This is a genomic window from Bacillus sp. JJ1532, from assembly GCF_036965085.1.
Taxonomy (GTDB): Bacteria; Bacillota; Bacilli; order Bacillales; family Cytobacillaceae; genus Cytobacillus.
The window spans coordinates 275432-291989 of sequence record NZ_JBALOW010000045.1 but is presented as its reverse complement, the minus strand read 5'-3'; the positions used below and the strand labels follow the sequence as shown (position 1 = coordinate 291989).

The window sequence follows — 16558 nt, the reverse complement described above, 5'->3', positions numbered from 1 at the left end:
CAGAAATTATTATGATATGAGGGACAAGAATGAAAACGATTTATGATATTCAGCAATTCCTGAAAAAATTTGGCACATTTATTTATATAGGGGATAGGGTAGCGGATTTGGAGCTGATGGAAGCGGAGATAATGGAACTTTATCAAGCACAGCTAATGGAAACGAAAGATTATCAAATGGCGATTTTATTATTAAGACATGAGATCCAGCATCTCAAAGAAAAGGACTAAATTTTTATGACTGTAAGAAAAAGTATTCGTTCCTTTGCGAATGCTTTTTTTATTTTATTAAGTTATAGGAATGATGGGACTTCCTTAGTATGGATCAGGTTTGTTAACAAAAATTAATAAAAACAAAGGACTATGACAAATTGATCATTTTTATAAAAAAGGACAAACACGAAACTTTTGGAGGTTTAAAACGTCTAATATGTTGGGTAAAGAGAAGTCTACAATTATATAAAAATATGTTTAAGCCTGATTTGATTTTATGTAAAAAAAGAGTTAAGATAAGGTTTGATTTAAAACCACTATCCTAAAATTGTAAAAAAATTAAAAAAATTTCCATATCTGTTCCAAAAAAACAGGGAGGGTAACAGTGACTATGAAGAATTTCAAATGGTCAAAGATATCGCTTGTTGGAATTGCGATTGTGCTGCTTTGGCTAAAAACGTACATTACCTATAAAACTAGCTTCGATATTAAAATAGAAAATTGGAAGCAAGAATTTATTTTATTCATCAACCCATTGAGTTTCCTACTCTTTATCTTTGGGATTAGCTTATTTCTTAAAGAAAAGAACCGTAATCGCTATATACTTATTTCAAGTTTTGCTATTTCAGCGGTATTGTTTGCCAATGTCGTCTTTTATCGTTTTTTTAACGACTTCTTAACGATTCCCGTCCTTTTTCAAACTAGCAATATGAGTGATCTCGGCAGTAGTGTGAATGAATTGCTTAGCTTTACTGACATACTGTATTTTGCTGATTTTATTATTTTAGCAATAATTGTCGTCCTTAAACCGGCTTTTATTTCGTACAAAGAGTTTTCTAAAGTCGACCGAAGAGCGTTTTTCTTAATTGCAGCTGCCATTGCTTTTTTTAATCTTGGACTTTCTGAGACGGAGCGTCCTCAGCTGCTTACCCGTACATTTGACCGCGAAATGCTTGTCAAAAACATCGGAACGTATAATTACCATATTTATGATATGTTTCTTCAATCGAAGTCATCTGCACAAAGAGCATTGGCTGATGGCAGTGAGTTAGTGGATATTGATAACTATATCCATGCTAACTACAAAAAACCGGACGATGAAATGTTTGGGATTGCAAAAAATAAAAATGTCATATTAATTTCTATGGAATCAACTCAAAGTTTTGTTATTAATGAAAAGGTGAATGGGCAAGAAATCACGCCGTTTTTAAATCAATTTATTAAGGATAGTTATTATTTTGAGAATTTTTATCACCAAACTGCCCAGGGCAAGACTTCAGATTCGGAGTTTATCGTAGAGAACTCCCTTTATCCTTTAAGCCGTGGGGCTGTATTCTTTACACATTCTGGGAATGAATATACTGCGACACCTGATATTTTAAGCGATAATGGCTATTTCACTGCATCTTTGCATGCGAACAATAAGAGCTTTTGGAACAGAGATATTATGTATCAATCATTAGGATATGACCGTTTCTACTCACTGCCTGATTATGAAGTTACGGAAGAGAACTCTGTAGGCTGGGGAATGAAAGATATTGATTTCTTTGAACAATCGATTCAGCATTTAAAGGAAATGCCGAAGCCGTTTTACGCAAAATTTATTACGTTAACGAATCACTTTCCATTTGAAATAGATGAAGAGGATCGATTTATTGAACCGTATACGTCAAATAATAAAACAGTTAATAATTACTTTCCAACTGTTAGGTACACTGATGAGGCTTTAAAGTTATTTATTGAAAGGCTGAAAGAAGAGGGCTTGTATGATGATTCGATCATCATTCTTTATGGAGACCATTATGGTATTTCGGAAAACCATAATAAAACAATGGGTGAGTTTTTGGGAACGGAAGTAACACCATTTGTAAGTACACAGCTCCAAAGAGTGCCATTCATCATCCACATTCCTGGACAAAAGGGCAAAACATTATCCACTGTCTCTGGTCAAATTGATGTCAAACCTACAATTCTTCATTTATTAGGCATTAACACGAAGAATAATATCGATTTTGGTTCAGATTTATTCTCAAAGGATAAATTGGAATTTACTGTTCTGAGGGATGGTAGTTTTATTACAAAAGATTATATTTACACACGTGAAACTTGCTATGATAAGAAAACAGGAGAGCCTACTGAAAGTAACGCCTGTGAACCATATATAGAAAAAGCAAAAAATGAGCTCGAATACTCCGACAAGATTATTTATGGTGACTTGCTGAGATTCTATGAGGATAAAGAGCTTATGGGCTCAAACCTTTATGAAAATGAAGTACTTATTAATGCCGAATAAAGAGAGAAAGTCTGCAATCATATAATTGCGGGCTTTTTTGTTCCCTTTGCATTTTTTTCTGTAAACATTCATAAAAATGAATGGATAAGGGAGGAAGATAAAATGAAAGTTAAAGTACGTGCTGGAGATACACTGTGGTATTATAGCCGCCTTTTCATGGTCCCTCTGAATTTATTAACGGATTCAAATCCTTCGATTAATCCAAACTCCTTAAACATAGGACAGGACATCCAGATTCCAGGATTTAAAGCAGTTCCATATAAACTAAAGAATGGGGATACCTTTTGGAAGCTAAGTCAGGCCAGACATCTATCCGTTGATGCATTACTCCTAATGAATCCAAAAACAAACCCAAACCACCTTCAAGCAGGGGAAACCATACTAATCCCATCCAGGGTGATAACACCCATTGTCAATGGGAAAAGGAATTATAATTTTGAGGCTCTAACTGAGGATATTCGAAGCTTACAAACCATCTATCCATTCATAAAGATAAACACAATAGGCAACACTGTACTTGGGAAGCCGATTCAAGAGATTCGATTAGGAAAAGGAACAAAAAAAGTTCATTTTAATGCTTCTTTTCATGCTAATGAATGGATTACCTCGGGGATTTTAATGGCTTTATTGAACCATTTCCTATTATCTTTAACAAATGTGAAACCGATAAGAGGACTCCAGACGATGCCTTTATACCAGTCAGTAGATATTTCCATTGTACCTATGGTAAATGCGGATGGGGTAAATTTAGTGATAAATGGCCCTACAGAGGATGTAAGAGAGCGAGTGATTGGAATCAATCGGGGAAGCTCAAATTTTAGCGGCTGGAAAGCAAATATTAGAGGTGTTGATTTAAATGATCAATTTCCTGCAAAATGGGAAACCGAAAAGGAAAGGTCCCCTGAAAAGTCCCCAGCCCCTAGAGATTATCCGGGTAGTGCCCCATTAACTGAGCCCGAGGCCATTGCGATGGCAGAACTAACAAGATCGAGACAATTTAACCGTGCGCTTGCCTTTCATACACAAGGGGAGGAATTTTATTGGGGATATGAAGGAATGGAACCCCCAGAATCAAGTGTATTGGCGAGAGAGTTTGCTAGAGTGAGCGGATATAGGTCAGTTCAATATATCGAAAGCTATGCAGGCTATAAAGATTGGTTCATTAAAGAATTCCGCCGTCCTGGTTTTACCATTGAGCTCGGAAAGGGAATAAATCCTTTGCCATTATCCCAATTTGATGAAATATTTGAAGAAGTGCTTGGTATTTACCTAGCAGCCTTATACATGTAAAATGAATGATAAAAGCCGTTTTTCGGCTTTTTCCTTTTAATAAAGAATAGCCATAATGAAACATTTTAGATTATATTCCGTAATACTACTTATAGGGAAAAAAGGGGGGGAGGACTTGATACAAAAATTTAAAAGCACTGGCATATTGTTTTATTTATTATGTTTTTTCCTCCTTTTTTTATTAGTTGGGTGTCAGTCCGAGAAAGAAACAGGGATACAGCCAATCCAGAAGCATAGTCAATCATTACATAAGGCAGCGATTCCTCATTCTTTTTTGTTAAATGAAGTCCAAGCCCCTGTTCCTATTCAAAAAGGACAATTTAATTCAATAAATGGTTGGCTAAATAATGATACGATAATTTATATGACAAATGTGGAACTTGGGACAAATATATACACCTATAATATTTTTACAGGTGAAACTCATTTGATAATGGAAAGTGAGGCCCCTGTTTCGTCAGTAATGGCTAGCCCTTCCGGCAATCAAGTGTTGATTCATTCCGCTCCAAATTCATATGAAGGGATCATTTCGATTGTCGATACGAAAGGAAAAGAAATTTTGAATAAACGGATAAGTGCATTTGAAATTCATTTCGAATGGAATCCTTATGATGAGGACAAAATCCTTATTTCGTCATTTACGGAGGGATGGGATTATTCAATATACTTGCTATCAATAAAGGATAAGACATTGGATGAGATTGAAAATAAGGAGCCATTCGTATATTGGTTTGCTAAAGATGAAATAATTTACTTAAACTGGAGTCAAAATGATCTCTCTCTCTTTGCTCCTCTCGTCAAAAGAAACATAAATGAGCCGAATGAAAAATTTTTGCTTAATGAAATATATTATATAAAGACAATAAAAGATCTATTGATGACCATAACGGTGAATTCAGAAAATAGCAATGAAGCAGAATACACCTTTTTTTCAAAGGAACTTGAGAGGCTTGCTTCCATTTCTGTACCACATTTAACACGTTTTTCAGACTGGCTTGTTCCTTACTTTGACTTTGACCAAAATCATCGTTTTATTTCATTACAGCCTCTTTTCAGTACAGATGCGGATACGTATACTAATGGATTCCAGCTTATTTCGTTTGATATCGTAAATGGAGATAAAAAGGTTATCATAGATAACATGAAGAATGAGCCATTAAGCTGTGCTCCAAGCGGAGATAAATGCTTGTATGGGTTTTATTTTGAAAAACTGATTAACTTAGAAACAAAAACAAACATTCCGTTAGTAAAAGATTATTAATGGTTGAATCAAAAAGACTGTCCTTTTATTACAAGAACAGTCTTTTTTGAAAAATTAGTGTACAGCAGGATAACCACTGTTAATTAGTGTTAATAGAGCAAATCCGCCAAAAAAAACAAATGAGCCAGCACCGAAAACGATACCAAGAACATTTTTGTTCTTAAGTGCACTTAATGTACCAAAAGCTGCAAGAACGGCAACCAATGCAAAAATAATGACTAGTCCCATAATAAATAGCCCCCTTTTAATGATCAACAGCAGGCAAATGCCTAGAAATTAAGAAAAACTCGTTCGAAAAACCTGTATGTAACTTATTTTTACATTCATATTATATTTTATATTTTTTTCCTCTGTTTGTCGAGTTCAAAAAATGACACTTCTATGTCATACGCATTGGCTATCCCCTTTACTAAATCTTTTAAATGATGTTCCACGAAATAAATAGCCGCTTTTTCATTCTCAGTATTAAAAATCAAATGCTCCTCAAGCTGAAATAGAGCCATTTGAATCGCTTCGTTTGCACCGCCGCATATTGAAAATCCACAAACCATTTCTTTTAGCAGAAATGTATGAGAATTTGTAATGAATCCGAAATCTGTAAAGGTGTCTCCTATAACTCCGGGGGTTAATTGGATAAGCTCAAACTGATTTTCAAACAACCCAGCTTCGAGTAATAAAATCTTTGATTCAACAGCATCCTTTTCTGATTCATATATAAATATAGTTTCAATAAAATCAAAAACATTAGTGTCACTAAGGATAATAGCCTTAAAGTTAGGTACTTCTTCCATAATAATATTTGCTTCAACCGCATAAAATATGTTCATTTTATTCTCCTTTGTTAGGATTGCTTTAAATATATTTTAAGGCCGTTTCCTTTAATAGTTCAATCCATATAGTGTAGAATAGAGCTAAATTAAGCTTTTTGGAGGTGTTAGTATTGGAATGGAATCAGCTTCCACTAGGTCCATTACAAACGAATTGCTACATATTGTCAAAGGAAAATAATATTTGCTTAATTTTCGATCCTGGCGAGGAAAGTGATAAGCTGAGCAGCTATATTCAGAAAGCGAATTTAAAGCCGGTTGCGATTATTCTGACACACGCTCACTTTGACCATATTGGAGCAGTTGATGATATTAGGGAGGAGTACAATATTCCGGTATATATTCATGAAAAAGAGGCTGATTGGCTTCTTGATCCGGCATTAAATGGTTCCTCGCGTTATGAAATGATACCGAATATTAGCTGCAAGCCTGCAGATATTATTATCAATAATGAACAAGAGATCAGGATTGGGGATTTTACCCTCCAAATTTATGAAACTCCAGGACATTCACCAGGGAGTATTTCCATTTATATCAAGGATTCAGGCTTAGTCGTTGCAGGTGACGCATTGTTTTATGGAAGCATTGGGCGGACAGACCTGCCTGGCGGAAATCATCAGCAGCTATTAAATAGCATACATAATAAATTATTAGGGTTGCCAGAAGAAACGATCGTTCTTCCAGGACATGGACCTGCCACTACAATCGGACAAGAGATGGATACAAACCCATTTTTAAATGGCTTTTAACATTTGAAATGTGGAAAAGGCGGCTATGAAATAGAAAAGCCCTTCTCAAATGAGAAGGGCTTTTCTGGGGGATGTTCTATTCATATAATGGGAGGGGATATAGTTAAGCTACTTAATTTACAATATAATAAAGTTTTCATCGTGTCAATAGTGTTAACTTAAAAAAGGAGTTTTTATGATAAATTTTTTAAAAGAGTTTATATCGAACCACCCATTCAAAAGGATTACATATGCGGAATATATGGAAGTGGCACTTTATCACCCCGAGTACGGCTATTATATGAGAGAAAAGGAGAAGATTGGCCGCAAAGGGGACTTCATCACCTCAAGCAATATATCAGATTTTTACGGCAAATCCATAGCGAAATGGTATTATAAGCAAATGAATCAATTGAAGCTTGCTCCGGCTATATGTGAGATTGGAGCAGGTACTGGCCGCTTTGCAAAAGCATTTATTGATGAATGGAATCACCTTTCATCGGTCCCGATTCGTTATTATATTTTAGAAGCAAGTCCGTATCATCGAAAGGTGCAGCAAAAAGTACTGCACTTTAACGATTACGTGAAACAAATTGAAGGTTTAGACGAAATCAATCCATTTGAGGGTTTAATCTTTTCAAATGAATTGTTTGATGCTCTTCCTGTTCATGTTATCGAAAACCATAATGGACAATTGATGGAGCTGATGATTGGCCTAAACAATGATCAGTTAGTTGAAATAGCTGTACCATTGGAAAATGAGAAGATAATGACCTTTATTAAGAGCAGCGGATTAAAATTAAATAATAAACAAAGAATTGAAATTCCTTTATTAATGGAGGAGGTTATCAGTAACATAGCCAATGCGCTTACAAAAGGATTGGTTCTCACTGTTGACTACGGTTATACGAACGAAGAATGGCAGGAGCTAGGAAGAAGAGATGGCAGTCTTCGAGGATATTATCAGCATCAGCAATTTAATCATGTACTCATGCATCCAGGAGAGATGGATATTACAAGTCATGTTCATTTTGATTCTCTTATCCGAATTGGGAATCAGTTAGGATTGGCTTTTCAGCAGAAATGGAGACAGGATGAATTCTTATTAACTACAGGTTTATTAGATGAATTGCAGAATCATTATGACCCCGACCCTTTTTCAGAAGTAAGCAAAAGAAATCGAGCGATTCGGAGTCTCATTATGCCTTCAAGTATTAGCGGATCATTTCATGTAATATTGCAGAAAAAAGGAATAGAATAGAAAAAAATAAAAAAGCGATGCTTGCATCGCTTTTTTATTATGTAGGTATAATTCTTAATGACCACTTACTCCTGGTGTCATCATAAACGTTGACCAGTAAGTGAAGCCAACGAAGAACACTGTTAAATATGCGGCAAAAACATACATATACATACGCTCTGAAAGCTTTAAGTAGCTTAAAAGCAGGAAAAATCCTGTTTGGCCGAAGAAGATTAAAGATGTTGTATACATGTCGCCTACGAAGAACATGACTGCAAAAATCCCTGTCCAGAATCCTAATACTCTGTACATACGATCCATATGTATCCCTCCTTTTACCATTACAAGTACATCATTACATATTATAAGTTATTCCCAACTTAAAAGTAAACCACTCTTTATGAATATTGTTTAACGAGGATATAGGCGAAGCGCGACGGGTTCATGCTTCCGATTATCCTTTGAACTATTATTTCATTATTTTGTAACAATTGCATGATAAGCACATGTTTCACAGCCATTTAGCATATTTGCATTTTCGACTAATTCTACAGAACCAAATAATGCTTCAAACATCCCTTTAAGAAACTCTGAATGCATACCGCAAACAGATTCTGAATAATCTCCAGCCACTTCTTTAAATGGGCAGTTAAAGATTTGAAAATAAATTTTTGAATCGTCTTCATTTGCTTCAAATTCTGGATGGAACCCTGACATGATAGCTGCATTTTTAATAATATTTAGTTTTTGTTCGAATGAAAGCGACTCATTAAATTGAGCAGAACGGCTCGTTTCTTGCTCAATTAATTCATGTCCAAACTTTTTACCTGTATCGTATAAAGCCTGTTTAGCAGCTTCACCAAGTGAAAGCAATGATTGCATAGCAATCTTTGAAAGGAGCTGGTAGTCACGATACGGAAAATGAAGCTGTATCACATCATCTGATAAACGATAAAGTCTGCTTGGACGCCCGCCTTTTCCAGTTTTTTGCGTCTCTGATACAAGCATATTAACATCCTCTAGCTTTGAAAGATGTAGCCTGGCAACGTTTGGATGAATATTAAAATTATCTGCGATTTCCTGGACAGTTACTTCCTTATGTCTTTTCGTAATGTATTGATAAATATAATAACGTGTTGGATCTGATAAAACATTTGTAATTTTTAAAGTTTGTTCCACGTAACTCACCTCAGAACGATATTGATCCCATTATAATACAGTTTTTTAGAGTTAACACTGTATTCACTATAAGTTTATAAAATGTTCACAAATATCCACTCATGTATTTTAGCTACCAATATTGATTAAACATGGTTTTTAGGATAGAGGTTTAGTCTTAGTGTAAGAATTATTATTTTTTTCATGCGAAAAATTTGTCAAAAATAAAAGGAAAATATATAATAAGGTCGAATATGTCTTTAATGACTATTCAAAATTTTATAAATTCTAAAGGTGGTGTAATGTTCAGTTGAACATGATCGAAAAATTAGCAGAAAAAATAATCAAGGATGCAGTTCGAAATCAAGCCTCGGATATTCATATTGTCCCCCGCAGACAGGATACACTCATTCAATGGCGCCTCGCAAATAAACTAGTTCCCAGACTCTATCTCCCTAAAGAAGAATGCGAAAGACTAATCTCCCATTTTAAATTCACCGCATCGATGGATATTGGCGAAAAAAGACGCCCACAAAGCGGAGCCTATTCTTACGTAATTGATGGAAAAATAATTGGATTGCGTTTCTCCACTCTGCCATCAAGCCACAACGAAAGCCTAGTTGTTCGAATCCTTCCTCAGCAAGAGCAAATTCCTTTTTTTCAAATTTCCTTATTTCCAGCTATGACCCGTAAAATGCTTGCCTTACTCAAACATGCCCACGGCTTAATCATTTTCACAGGCCCAACCGGATCTGGAAAGACCACAACTCTTTATTCCTTATTGAACGAGACCTCCCATATGTTTAACCGCAATGTCATTACATTAGAAGACCCAATAGAAAAAGAACATGATATGGTTCTCCAAGTACAAGTGAATGAAAAAGCGGGTGTTTCTTATGCTGCTGGTCTAAAGGCAATCTTAAGGCATGACCCAGATATTATTATGGTTGGAGAAATAAGAGATGCGGAAACTGCAAAAATTGCTGTACGTGCTGCGCTGACGGGGCATTTAGTGCTTTCAACCATGCATACAAGAGATGCGAAAGGTGCCATTTACCGGTTAAATGAATTCGGTGTCAATTGGGTAGAAATAGAACAAACTCTTGTTGCTGTAACAGCACAAAGGCTGGTCGAATTGACCTGTCCATTTTGCCAAGGGGAATGTTCACCCTATTGCTTTAGCTATGGAAGATGGAAGAGAGCGAGTGTTTTTGAGCTCCTTGCAGGGCGAGCTTTACACGCAGCGATGATGGAGGCGAAGGGTGAGTATATGGATGTGGATTATTTTACATTAAAAGACGTCATCAAGAAGGGCATTGCTCTAGGTTATATTAAAGGAACAGAATTTGATCGGTGGGTGCTGGATCATGCGGAGGCATAAGTGGAGTCTTCAGGAACAAAGCCATTTTCTAAAAAGAACAGGAGAGCTTCTTTCGAGAGGCTACCCGCTTTCCGAAGCAATAGAATCCATTCTGTTTCAGCTTCCGCGAAGAAAGAAAAAGGAGGTAGGAGAGTGTTTATCTGATTTAAGAGAAGGCTATCCGTTTTATCAAATATTATCAAAGCTGCAGTTTAACCGACACCTCATTGGCTATGTCTATTTTGCCGAACAGCATGGCGGCTTGGCTCAGGCATTCCAAGAAGGCAGTGAAATGATGTTAAAAAGAGACAGGGATTTGGAAAAGCTGAAAAAACTGCTTGTGTATCCCGTGTTATTAATTTTCATTACTTTAATGTTATTCATCTTTGTTGACTATATGATCCTCCCAAGATTTTCTTCATTATTTTCTTCAATGAAGCTAAAGCCAAACTTTTTTATGAAGGCAGTCTCTTTCTTTGGCAATATAATGCCTTTCTTCTTCGTTTTTTGCATCTTTTTCTGTGCTGTTCTTCTCGGTTACTACCTTTTACAATTCCGGAAAAATTCTCAAGTCAGGCAAAAAAGTAAGCTCGTTTCAATTCCGTTGATGGGTCCTTTTTTTAAATTGTTTTACTCACATTATTTTTCGATCCAAATTAGTTATTTATTATCGGGTGGTCTGTCGATTCACGAGGCATTAAGAATGTTTAAGAAAAATGAAAAACAGCCTCTGTATCAAGAGCTAGGGGCAGACATAATAGATAATTTGCGAAAGGGGGAGAGGCTAGAGGATATACTAATGGGCTATTCCTTTTTAGAAGCTGAGCTTCCTCATATTATTAGGCATGGCCAGAAAAACGGGAAGCTCGATCAGGAGCTGGCTTTCTTTAGTAAACATTGCTTAACGGTAATTGAAGAGCGTTCAGAAAAATTACTAAAGACCATTCAGCCGATTTTGTATTCAGTTATTGGTGTCATGATTGTATTTATGTATTTAGCTGTACTATTACCAATGTTTCATTTACTGGAGGGAATTTAAATGAAAGCCTTAAAAAAAGAAAACGGATTTACCCTAATAGAAATGATGATAGTTTTACTAGTGATTTCTGTTTTGTTGATCATAACTATTCCAAATATCACAAAGCATAATTCAAAGATCAACAGCAAGGGATGTGAGGCATTTGTAAAGATGGTACAAGCCCAGGCTCAGGCTTATGAAATTGAAAAGAAATCACCGCCAGCAGATATTGATGCACTCGTAGCTGCTGAATATCTTAATGAGAATGAAACAACATGTCCAAATGGTACAGCAATTGAGATTTCAGCAGATGGAAAAGTGTCACCTGTAAAAAAAGAGGGGTCTTAAGTTTTATGTTAAGAAAACAAGGAGGCTTCACTTTAATAGAGTCTTTATTTGTCTTAAGTGTTTTTCTCATTATCGCCTCCGTACCGGCCTTTCTATTAAAGCCACATTTTATCTCCTTTGAAAAAGAAAAGTTCATTTCACAATTGAAAGCAGATCTTTACTATGCTCAGCAATATGCTCTTTCCCATCATATTGATGTGTATGTTCATATTCTTCCGGAAGCAAATAGGTATGTCATACATGAAAAGCTTAGTGCAAATTATTTGATTGAAAGAGAAATACCAAAAGCCATTACAGTACAAGAGGACACTATGAAACTCTACTTTTATTATCAATCAGACGGGAATATTAATAGATTTGGTTCCTTTGTTATCTATGCAGGCAAGGAGAGATATCGGTTTACGTTTTATATTGGAAAGGGAAGATTTTATGTTGCGAAAGAATAAAGGGTTCTTTTTGCCTGAGATGCTATTGACTCTTTCTGCATGGCTTGTTATTGCAACCATATTTATACCGTTAATTATGAATTTAATCGATCAATCTGTTCAACTTCGGCAGGAATTTGACAGTACTCAAGCTTTATATGAGACATTGCTAAAGGCTCAAAAGGAAGGCTTGCAGCCTCAAACAGAATTGATAACAATTAATCAAACTGTTTTTGCAATATATGAAGGGACTTCAGGGGGAAACGCTGGACAGGAGGTTTGCATTAAATATGAGAATGTATTCAAAAAGCTGCAGACGAAATGTGAAATATTTCAATAATAAAGGCTTCACAATGTTGGAAATGTTATATGCCTTTTCCATTTTTCTGCTTGTCGTTTCTTTTTTTCCACTTTTCTTTAAGTATATTATGGAAAATGAACAGCTTGAAAATAGGCTAAGAAGAATGGAATGGCATGTATTTGTCAATCAAATAAAGAAGGAACTTCGATTAGCGGATGAAATAAACGTTTCTGATAACAGGCTAGTATTAACAAAGCACGGTCAAATCATACTCTATGAGAAGTATGGAACTAATTTACGAAGACGGGTTGATTTCAAAGGGCATGAAATCGTCCTTCAGCAAGTAGACTCATTCCGATTTTCTCCGATTCATGATGGAGTCAAGCTTACGTTAAACGATCTCAATGGCCAAAATTACTCTGTATTATTATATTCCTTCATAAGTTTGGAGGAGCATTATGCTTCGGAATGAAAAAGGATTTACCTACCCGCTTACCTTTTCTATTATCTTGCTCGTTGCTCTCCTCCTTACCATGCATATAGAATTTTATTTATCAGAGATTCGTTTTTTACAAGAATCAGAAGCACTTTTGAAACAAGAGTATTATTTATTAAGCTCGATGAAACGGATGGAAGACATTTTAATAGCAGAGGATGAAGATCAGTACACGGGCGTATTTTCTTATTCAGATGGAGATGTCCGTTATGAAACAGCTAAACTAACGGATACTTTGTTGATGTCAACTTTTAATCTACGCATGGGAACAAATATTGAAATGCTAGCATACGGGTATTTTGATACGGAGGATGGCAAAATGATAAAGTGGATAGAAAGAAATTGAATGGCTTTGCTCGAATAGTGGATGCTGAATAAATATGTTATTGAAGGGACATACTTGAAATGAAAGTAATTTAAATAATTTGAGCAGGGTGCAGCAATGAAATCGAATGATTATGTCAAGTACATTACCGAAACAGTTGTTAAGTATATTGATCAGCCAAAAGATGAGCGCAAGAAAAGCAAATTAGAAAAGAAGGATGTTAAAGAGCCGTTCTTATATCGATGGTTTGGATTGATTCCCTACATCCTCTACTATAATTTTAAGAGGAAGAAAGAAAACAAATATGAAAAGAAACCGTTCAAAATTTGAGCGGTTTCTTTTTACGTCTAGCTCCACAAGTAATGCTTCGGCAGCATAATCATCTCACGAGTATAAGCGTTAGCTTTTAGGAGGAGCGCCTAGCCCCGACAATGCGACAGGACAAGGAAAGCTTCGGCAGCGATACATCGCACGACCAAAAGTGAAGCTTTTGGGAGGACGTCGCGTTTTTGTCGACCTCGAGGTCATAAGCCAATCCGTCAAAAAGGTTAAAGAACAACCTTTCTGCCGGCTTGTATTATGCTTGTCGGACTTGCACAGGATGTGCTGACATCGATGTTTGCCACAGGACGTGGCGGATTTTAATCGATGTTCCCCTATCAAGGCGCTTCCGCTTTTGTTGTTACACAGCCTGATCAGTTAAATAAAATAATCCTCCGTTTATAATGGAGATCTTCACTTTAGGCTCATATTGTTCCTTTAAAGCCGTTTTTTCAATTTCATAGCTTTCATCCTTTTCTTCTGCCTCTTCATAAAAATGCTCCAGAAGATTTAGGTCCTTGTCCCAGCGTTCTCTAGCTTTTTCAGCCCAAGTGTGATCCTCTTGTTCAATTTGATATTTAAGGAAATTTTCCACTCTTGAGATTCCGCTTTTTGGCATAATTAGAGGAGAAAGTGTAAACGAATAGTCTGGAATTTTCGGTGTTAGCTGTAATTGAAGCAGCTTATCATGAAAATTTTCAACCATTTGTCCATTTATTAAATGGAGTCCAATTGATTTAAAAATATCCCTTTTTCGGTCACATTCATAGGAAATGCGGACATTCATTGCAAGCCATGGCCTCAGGGAAATTTGTTGCCCAGGTGCCTGATGATGTTTTTCATATAATCGAATATAACCCGCTAAGCTTTTTGCTGACTGAAAAATTTGGTGAAGGCGCGGCGAACCAAAGTGAATACTTTCTCCTTTTATTTGTTCGGGTGCATGCTGCTGATTGGTTATAAATGTAAGCTTCATGGGATTAGGCACTCCTCCGGTTTTCTCCAAGTAATGCCAGTAGAATGGTCTATTCATAAGCTCTTTATCCAGTTCAATTGTTAATTGGACTGTCATATAGCCTTGCTCATTTTCTACAATCTCACAGCCGTTAGCATGGAAGTATTTTTCAAGAAATTTATGAATTTCTTGTTGCTGCATTTTTTTCACCCTCCCGCATTTCTTCAGCAAATTGAATCATCGATGATAAATTCTCCATTTTAATCCTCATTTCGCCCTCTGAGGCAGATTTGCCGAATATATCAATAAGGTGATCCTCTATATTTCCGAAATCAAGCTTAGTTAGAATATCGTCTAAATCCCCAATCACCTTTTCGAAAAGATTTATTTTCTCGTACAACAACTTTAAGACATGCTCCTCAACAGTATCCTTTGTAGCAAAATTATAAATCATGACATCCTTTTCCTGTCCAAGTCGGTGAATACGCCCAATTCTTTGCTCAAGTCTCATGGGGTTCCATGGCAAGTCAAAATTAATGATGTGATGACAAAACTGAAGGTTAATCCCTTCACCTCCGGCTTCCGTAGCAATCAGCACTTGCGCGTTTTTTTGAAAAAGTTCACGCATCCAATCTTTTTTGCCTCTTTTAAACCCTCCTCGAAAGGGTACTGAGGTAATGCCATACTGCTTAAGAAACCATTGAAGATACATTTGTGTTGCCCGATATTCTGTGAAAATAATGACTTTATCGTTAATTTGCTGAATTAATTCAAGTGCTTTTTCCGCTTTAGAGTTTTTTTGTACGGCTTCAACCTTCGTAACTAAATATTGAATTTGCTTTTGATAGGCTTCAGTTGGCTCCTCTTGTCTTTCCAGCATGTTTTTTAATGTATAGTAAACTGCTTCACGGCTGCTGCAGGCCTCGCGCTGAAGGGTCATCACAGAAAATTGGCTGGAGCTTACCCAATCATTATCTCTCCGCATGTTAGTGACTGCTTCATAAAGCTCCCTTTCTTCTTTTGAAAATTCAATAGGGATCGTTTCGACTACTCGTTTTGTCCACTCGATGCCTGTATCTGCACGCCGGTTGCGAATCATGACTTTATTGACTAATTCCTTTAAATGCTTATCATCATCTAAGTTACGAGCATCCTTACTGTATTTTCGATAAAAAGCAGATTCATTTCCTAAATGGCCGGGCTTTAATAAAGAAACCAGGTTAAAAATTTCACTGATCCGATTTTGAATGGGTGTAGCTGTTAAAAGTAAACAAAACTTCTTTTTTAAATTTTGTACAAACTCATAGTTTTTCGTTTTATTATTTTTGAGCTTATGAGCTTCATCGATAATGATTAAATCATAATCTTGTTTATATATTATATCTCTGTGAGGATTTCGCTTAGCTGTATCAATAGATGATACAACCACATCACACTGCTCCCAAACATAGCTTTTCCTCTGGGTAATAGCTGGAATGAAAAATTTTGTGTTTAGCTCAATAGCCCATTGGGTTACTAGAGAGGCCGGCACAAGGATTAGTACCTTTTTCACTAAGCCGCGTATCATGTATTCCTTTAATATTAATCCCGCTTCAATTGTTTTGCCTAAACCTACTTCATCTGCAAGAATGGCTTTTCCATTCATATTTTCTACTACTTGCTTAGCAACCTCCAGCTGGTGCGGCAATGGTATAAGACCCGATAGATGCTTAGGTGCCTGCAGACCCTCAAATTCAGGGATCGTTGTATGATTCTCAACTTCTACCGCTAGTTTATAGAGTTCCCAGTTCCCCCATGGACCGTCCTGCTCAATTCTTGATAAAAAGTCCTCTTGCCATGACGAATCAAATTCAATTTTTACTGTCATAAAACTTCTCCTTTTAAAGCTGTCTTGCTTTTGCGCCTGCTAATTTCGAGGAGCTTCCGCATTTCTTTTAACGAGAAAAATATTACCCATTGCTCAAATAGGTTTCTAATGGTAGGATAATAATAGCTTTGAA

The 16558-nt window shown here is 36.2% G+C and carries 20 protein-coding genes; 14 read left to right on the top strand and 6 right to left on the bottom strand.

Features of this window, described 5'->3' with window-relative positions; all coding sequences use genetic code 11:
* Positions 1 to 29 precede the first annotated feature (29 nt).
* From V7122_RS16855 to V7122_RS16840, 4 genes are all read left to right on the top strand, one after another.
* Positions 30 to 230 (top strand): YqgQ family protein, encoded by a 201-nt coding sequence (locus tag V7122_RS16855; protein WP_335347797.1) that lies wholly within the window; start codon positions 30 to 32, stop codon positions 228 to 230.
* 373 nt (positions 231 to 603) lie between these two features.
* Entirely contained in the window at positions 604 to 2505 is a 1902-nt protein-coding gene (locus V7122_RS16850) for an LTA synthase family protein (RefSeq protein WP_335353969.1), read from the top strand.
* A 102-nt stretch (positions 2506 to 2607) separates the two neighbouring features.
* On the top strand, positions 2608 to 3795 hold the full coding sequence (locus V7122_RS16845) for a M14 family metallopeptidase (protein ID WP_335353958.1): 1188 nt from the start codon (positions 2608 to 2610) through the stop codon (positions 3793 to 3795).
* A 115-nt stretch (positions 3796 to 3910) separates the two neighbouring features.
* Entirely contained in the window at positions 3911 to 5056 is a 1146-nt protein-coding gene (locus tag V7122_RS16840) for a hypothetical protein (protein ID WP_335527689.1), read from the top strand.
* A 54-nt stretch (positions 5057 to 5110) separates the two neighbouring features.
* Here V7122_RS16840 and V7122_RS16835 read toward each other — a convergent pair whose 3' ends face one another.
* Together V7122_RS16835 and V7122_RS16830 are read right to left on the bottom strand one after the other, a co-directional pair.
* A complete protein-coding gene (locus V7122_RS16835) occupies positions 5111 to 5284 on the bottom strand; it encodes a DUF2759 domain-containing protein (protein ID WP_335346701.1) in 174 nt (57 codons plus the stop codon).
* Between the two features lie 107 nt (positions 5285 to 5391).
* Complete coding sequence (locus V7122_RS16830; protein ID WP_335527686.1) at positions 5392 to 5883, bottom strand: hypothetical protein; 492 nt, start codon at positions 5881 to 5883, stop codon at positions 5392 to 5394.
* Between the two features lie 113 nt (positions 5884 to 5996).
* Between V7122_RS16830 and V7122_RS16825 the strand changes: the two genes are divergently transcribed.
* Positions 5997 to 6632, top strand: a complete 636-nt coding sequence (locus tag V7122_RS16825) for an MBL fold metallo-hydrolase (protein WP_335527684.1) — start codon at positions 5997 to 5999, stop codon at positions 6630 to 6632.
* 175 nt (positions 6633 to 6807) lie between these two features.
* Positions 6808 to 7872: a class I SAM-dependent methyltransferase gene (locus tag V7122_RS16820; protein ID WP_335353961.1), complete on the top strand. Its 1065-nt coding sequence runs from the start codon at positions 6808 to 6810 to the stop codon at positions 7870 to 7872.
* A gap of 54 nt (positions 7873 to 7926) precedes the next feature.
* Here the strand turns inward: V7122_RS16820 and V7122_RS16815 are convergent, their stop codons facing one another.
* Positions 7927 to 8172 (bottom strand): DUF2626 domain-containing protein, encoded by a 246-nt coding sequence (locus V7122_RS16815; protein ID WP_066293532.1) that lies wholly within the window; start codon positions 8170 to 8172, stop codon positions 7927 to 7929.
* 156 nt (positions 8173 to 8328) lie between these two features.
* Entirely contained in the window at positions 8329 to 9030 is a 702-nt protein-coding gene (locus V7122_RS16810; protein WP_335346705.1) for a helix-turn-helix transcriptional regulator, read from the bottom strand.
* A gap of 289 nt (positions 9031 to 9319) precedes the next feature.
* On the opposite strand from V7122_RS16810, the gene comGA reads away from it, so the two are divergent.
* The 8 genes from comGA to V7122_RS16770 all read left to right on the top strand — a co-directional run bounded on the left by comGA (position 9320) and on the right by V7122_RS16770 (position 13612).
* Positions 9320 to 10390: a competence type IV pilus ATPase ComGA gene (comGA, locus tag V7122_RS16805; RefSeq protein ID WP_335527681.1), complete on the top strand. Its 1071-nt coding sequence runs from the start codon at positions 9320 to 9322 to the stop codon at positions 10388 to 10390.
* The gene (gene comGB, locus V7122_RS16800) at positions 10377 to 11408 is read left to right on the top strand and encodes a competence type IV pilus assembly protein ComGB (RefSeq protein ID WP_335527678.1); all 1032 of its coding nucleotides are present in this window, start codon (positions 10377 to 10379) and stop codon (positions 11406 to 11408) included. The genes comGA and comGB overlap by 14 nt, the downstream gene beginning before the upstream one ends.
* Positions 11409 to 11735: a competence type IV pilus major pilin ComGC gene (comGC, locus tag V7122_RS16795; RefSeq protein WP_335345427.1), complete on the top strand. Its 327-nt coding sequence runs from the start codon at positions 11409 to 11411 to the stop codon at positions 11733 to 11735.
* A gap of 5 nt (positions 11736 to 11740) precedes the next feature.
* The gene (gene comGD, locus V7122_RS16790; protein ID WP_335353962.1) at positions 11741 to 12181 is read left to right on the top strand and encodes a competence type IV pilus minor pilin ComGD; all 441 of its coding nucleotides are present in this window, start codon (positions 11741 to 11743) and stop codon (positions 12179 to 12181) included.
* The gene (locus tag V7122_RS16785) at positions 12165 to 12500 is read left to right on the top strand and encodes a type II secretion system protein (protein WP_335527673.1); all 336 of its coding nucleotides are present in this window, start codon (positions 12165 to 12167) and stop codon (positions 12498 to 12500) included. Before comGD ends, V7122_RS16785 begins: the two co-directional genes overlap by 17 nt.
* The gene (gene comGF / locus V7122_RS16780; RefSeq protein WP_335527671.1) at positions 12451 to 12933 is read left to right on the top strand and encodes a competence type IV pilus minor pilin ComGF; all 483 of its coding nucleotides are present in this window, start codon (positions 12451 to 12453) and stop codon (positions 12931 to 12933) included. The genes V7122_RS16785 and comGF overlap by 50 nt, the downstream gene beginning before the upstream one ends.
* Positions 12920 to 13303 carry a competence type IV pilus minor pilin ComGG gene (gene comGG, locus V7122_RS16775; protein WP_335527668.1) on the top strand — a complete coding sequence of 128 codons (384 nt, stop codon included), beginning with the start codon at positions 12920 to 12922 and terminating at the stop codon, positions 13301 to 13303. The genes comGF and comGG overlap by 14 nt, the downstream gene beginning before the upstream one ends.
* A 96-nt stretch (positions 13304 to 13399) precedes the next feature.
* Positions 13400 to 13612, top strand: coding sequence for a YqzE family protein (locus tag V7122_RS16770; RefSeq protein ID WP_335344411.1), 213 nt, complete (start codon positions 13400 to 13402; stop codon positions 13610 to 13612).
* Positions 13613 to 13964: 352 nt separating this feature from the next.
* Here V7122_RS16770 and V7122_RS16765 read toward each other — a convergent pair whose 3' ends face one another.
* The gene (locus V7122_RS16765; protein ID WP_335527665.1) at positions 13965 to 14759 is read right to left on the bottom strand and encodes a YqhG family protein; all 795 of its coding nucleotides are present in this window, start codon (positions 14757 to 14759) and stop codon (positions 13965 to 13967) included.
* Positions 14737 to 16425: a DEAD/DEAH box helicase gene (locus V7122_RS16760; RefSeq protein ID WP_335353964.1), complete on the bottom strand. Its 1689-nt coding sequence runs from the start codon at positions 16423 to 16425 to the stop codon at positions 14737 to 14739. The genes V7122_RS16765 and V7122_RS16760 overlap by 23 nt, the downstream gene beginning before the upstream one ends.
* Positions 16426 to 16558: the final 133 nt, after the last annotated feature.

Bases quoted from the DNA above. Each gene is read 5' to 3' on its own strand.
- V7122_RS16855 (WP_335347797.1), top strand. From the start codon at position 30: ATGAAAACGATTTATGATATTCAGCAATTCCTGAAAAAATTTGGCACA.
- V7122_RS16850 (WP_335353969.1), top strand. From the start codon at position 604: ATGAAGAATTTCAAATGGTCAAAGATATCGCTTGTTGGAATTGCGATT.
- V7122_RS16845 (WP_335353958.1), top strand. From the start codon at position 2,608: ATGAAAGTTAAAGTACGTGCTGGAGATACACTGTGGTATTATAGCCGC.
- V7122_RS16835 (WP_335346701.1), bottom strand. From the start codon at position 5,284: ATGGGACTAGTCATTATTTTTGCATTGGTTGCCGTTCTTGCAGCTTTT.
- V7122_RS16830 (WP_335527686.1), bottom strand. From the start codon at position 5,883: ATGAACATATTTTATGCGGTTGAAGCAAATATTATTATGGAAGAAGTA.
- V7122_RS16820 (WP_335353961.1), top strand. From the start codon at position 6,808: ATGATAAATTTTTTAAAAGAGTTTATATCGAACCACCCATTCAAAAGG.
- V7122_RS16815 (WP_066293532.1), bottom strand. From the start codon at position 8,172: ATGGATCGTATGTACAGAGTATTAGGATTCTGGACAGGGATTTTTGCA.
- comGB (WP_335527678.1), top strand. From the start codon at position 10,377: ATGCGGAGGCATAAGTGGAGTCTTCAGGAACAAAGCCATTTTCTAAAA.
- comGC (WP_335345427.1), top strand. From the start codon at position 11,409: ATGAAAGCCTTAAAAAAAGAAAACGGATTTACCCTAATAGAAATGATG.
- comGD (WP_335353962.1), top strand. From the start codon at position 11,741: ATGTTAAGAAAACAAGGAGGCTTCACTTTAATAGAGTCTTTATTTGTC.
- V7122_RS16785 (WP_335527673.1), top strand. From the start codon at position 12,165: ATGTTGCGAAAGAATAAAGGGTTCTTTTTGCCTGAGATGCTATTGACT.
- comGF (WP_335527671.1), top strand. From the start codon at position 12,451: ATGAGAATGTATTCAAAAAGCTGCAGACGAAATGTGAAATATTTCAAT.
- comGG (WP_335527668.1), top strand. From the start codon at position 12,920: ATGCTTCGGAATGAAAAAGGATTTACCTACCCGCTTACCTTTTCTATT.
- V7122_RS16770 (WP_335344411.1), top strand. From the start codon at position 13,400: ATGAAATCGAATGATTATGTCAAGTACATTACCGAAACAGTTGTTAAG.
- V7122_RS16765 (WP_335527665.1), bottom strand. From the start codon at position 14,759: ATGCAGCAACAAGAAATTCATAAATTTCTTGAAAAATACTTCCATGCT.
- V7122_RS16760 (WP_335353964.1), bottom strand. From the start codon at position 16,425: ATGACAGTAAAAATTGAATTTGATTCGTCATGGCAAGAGGACTTTTTA.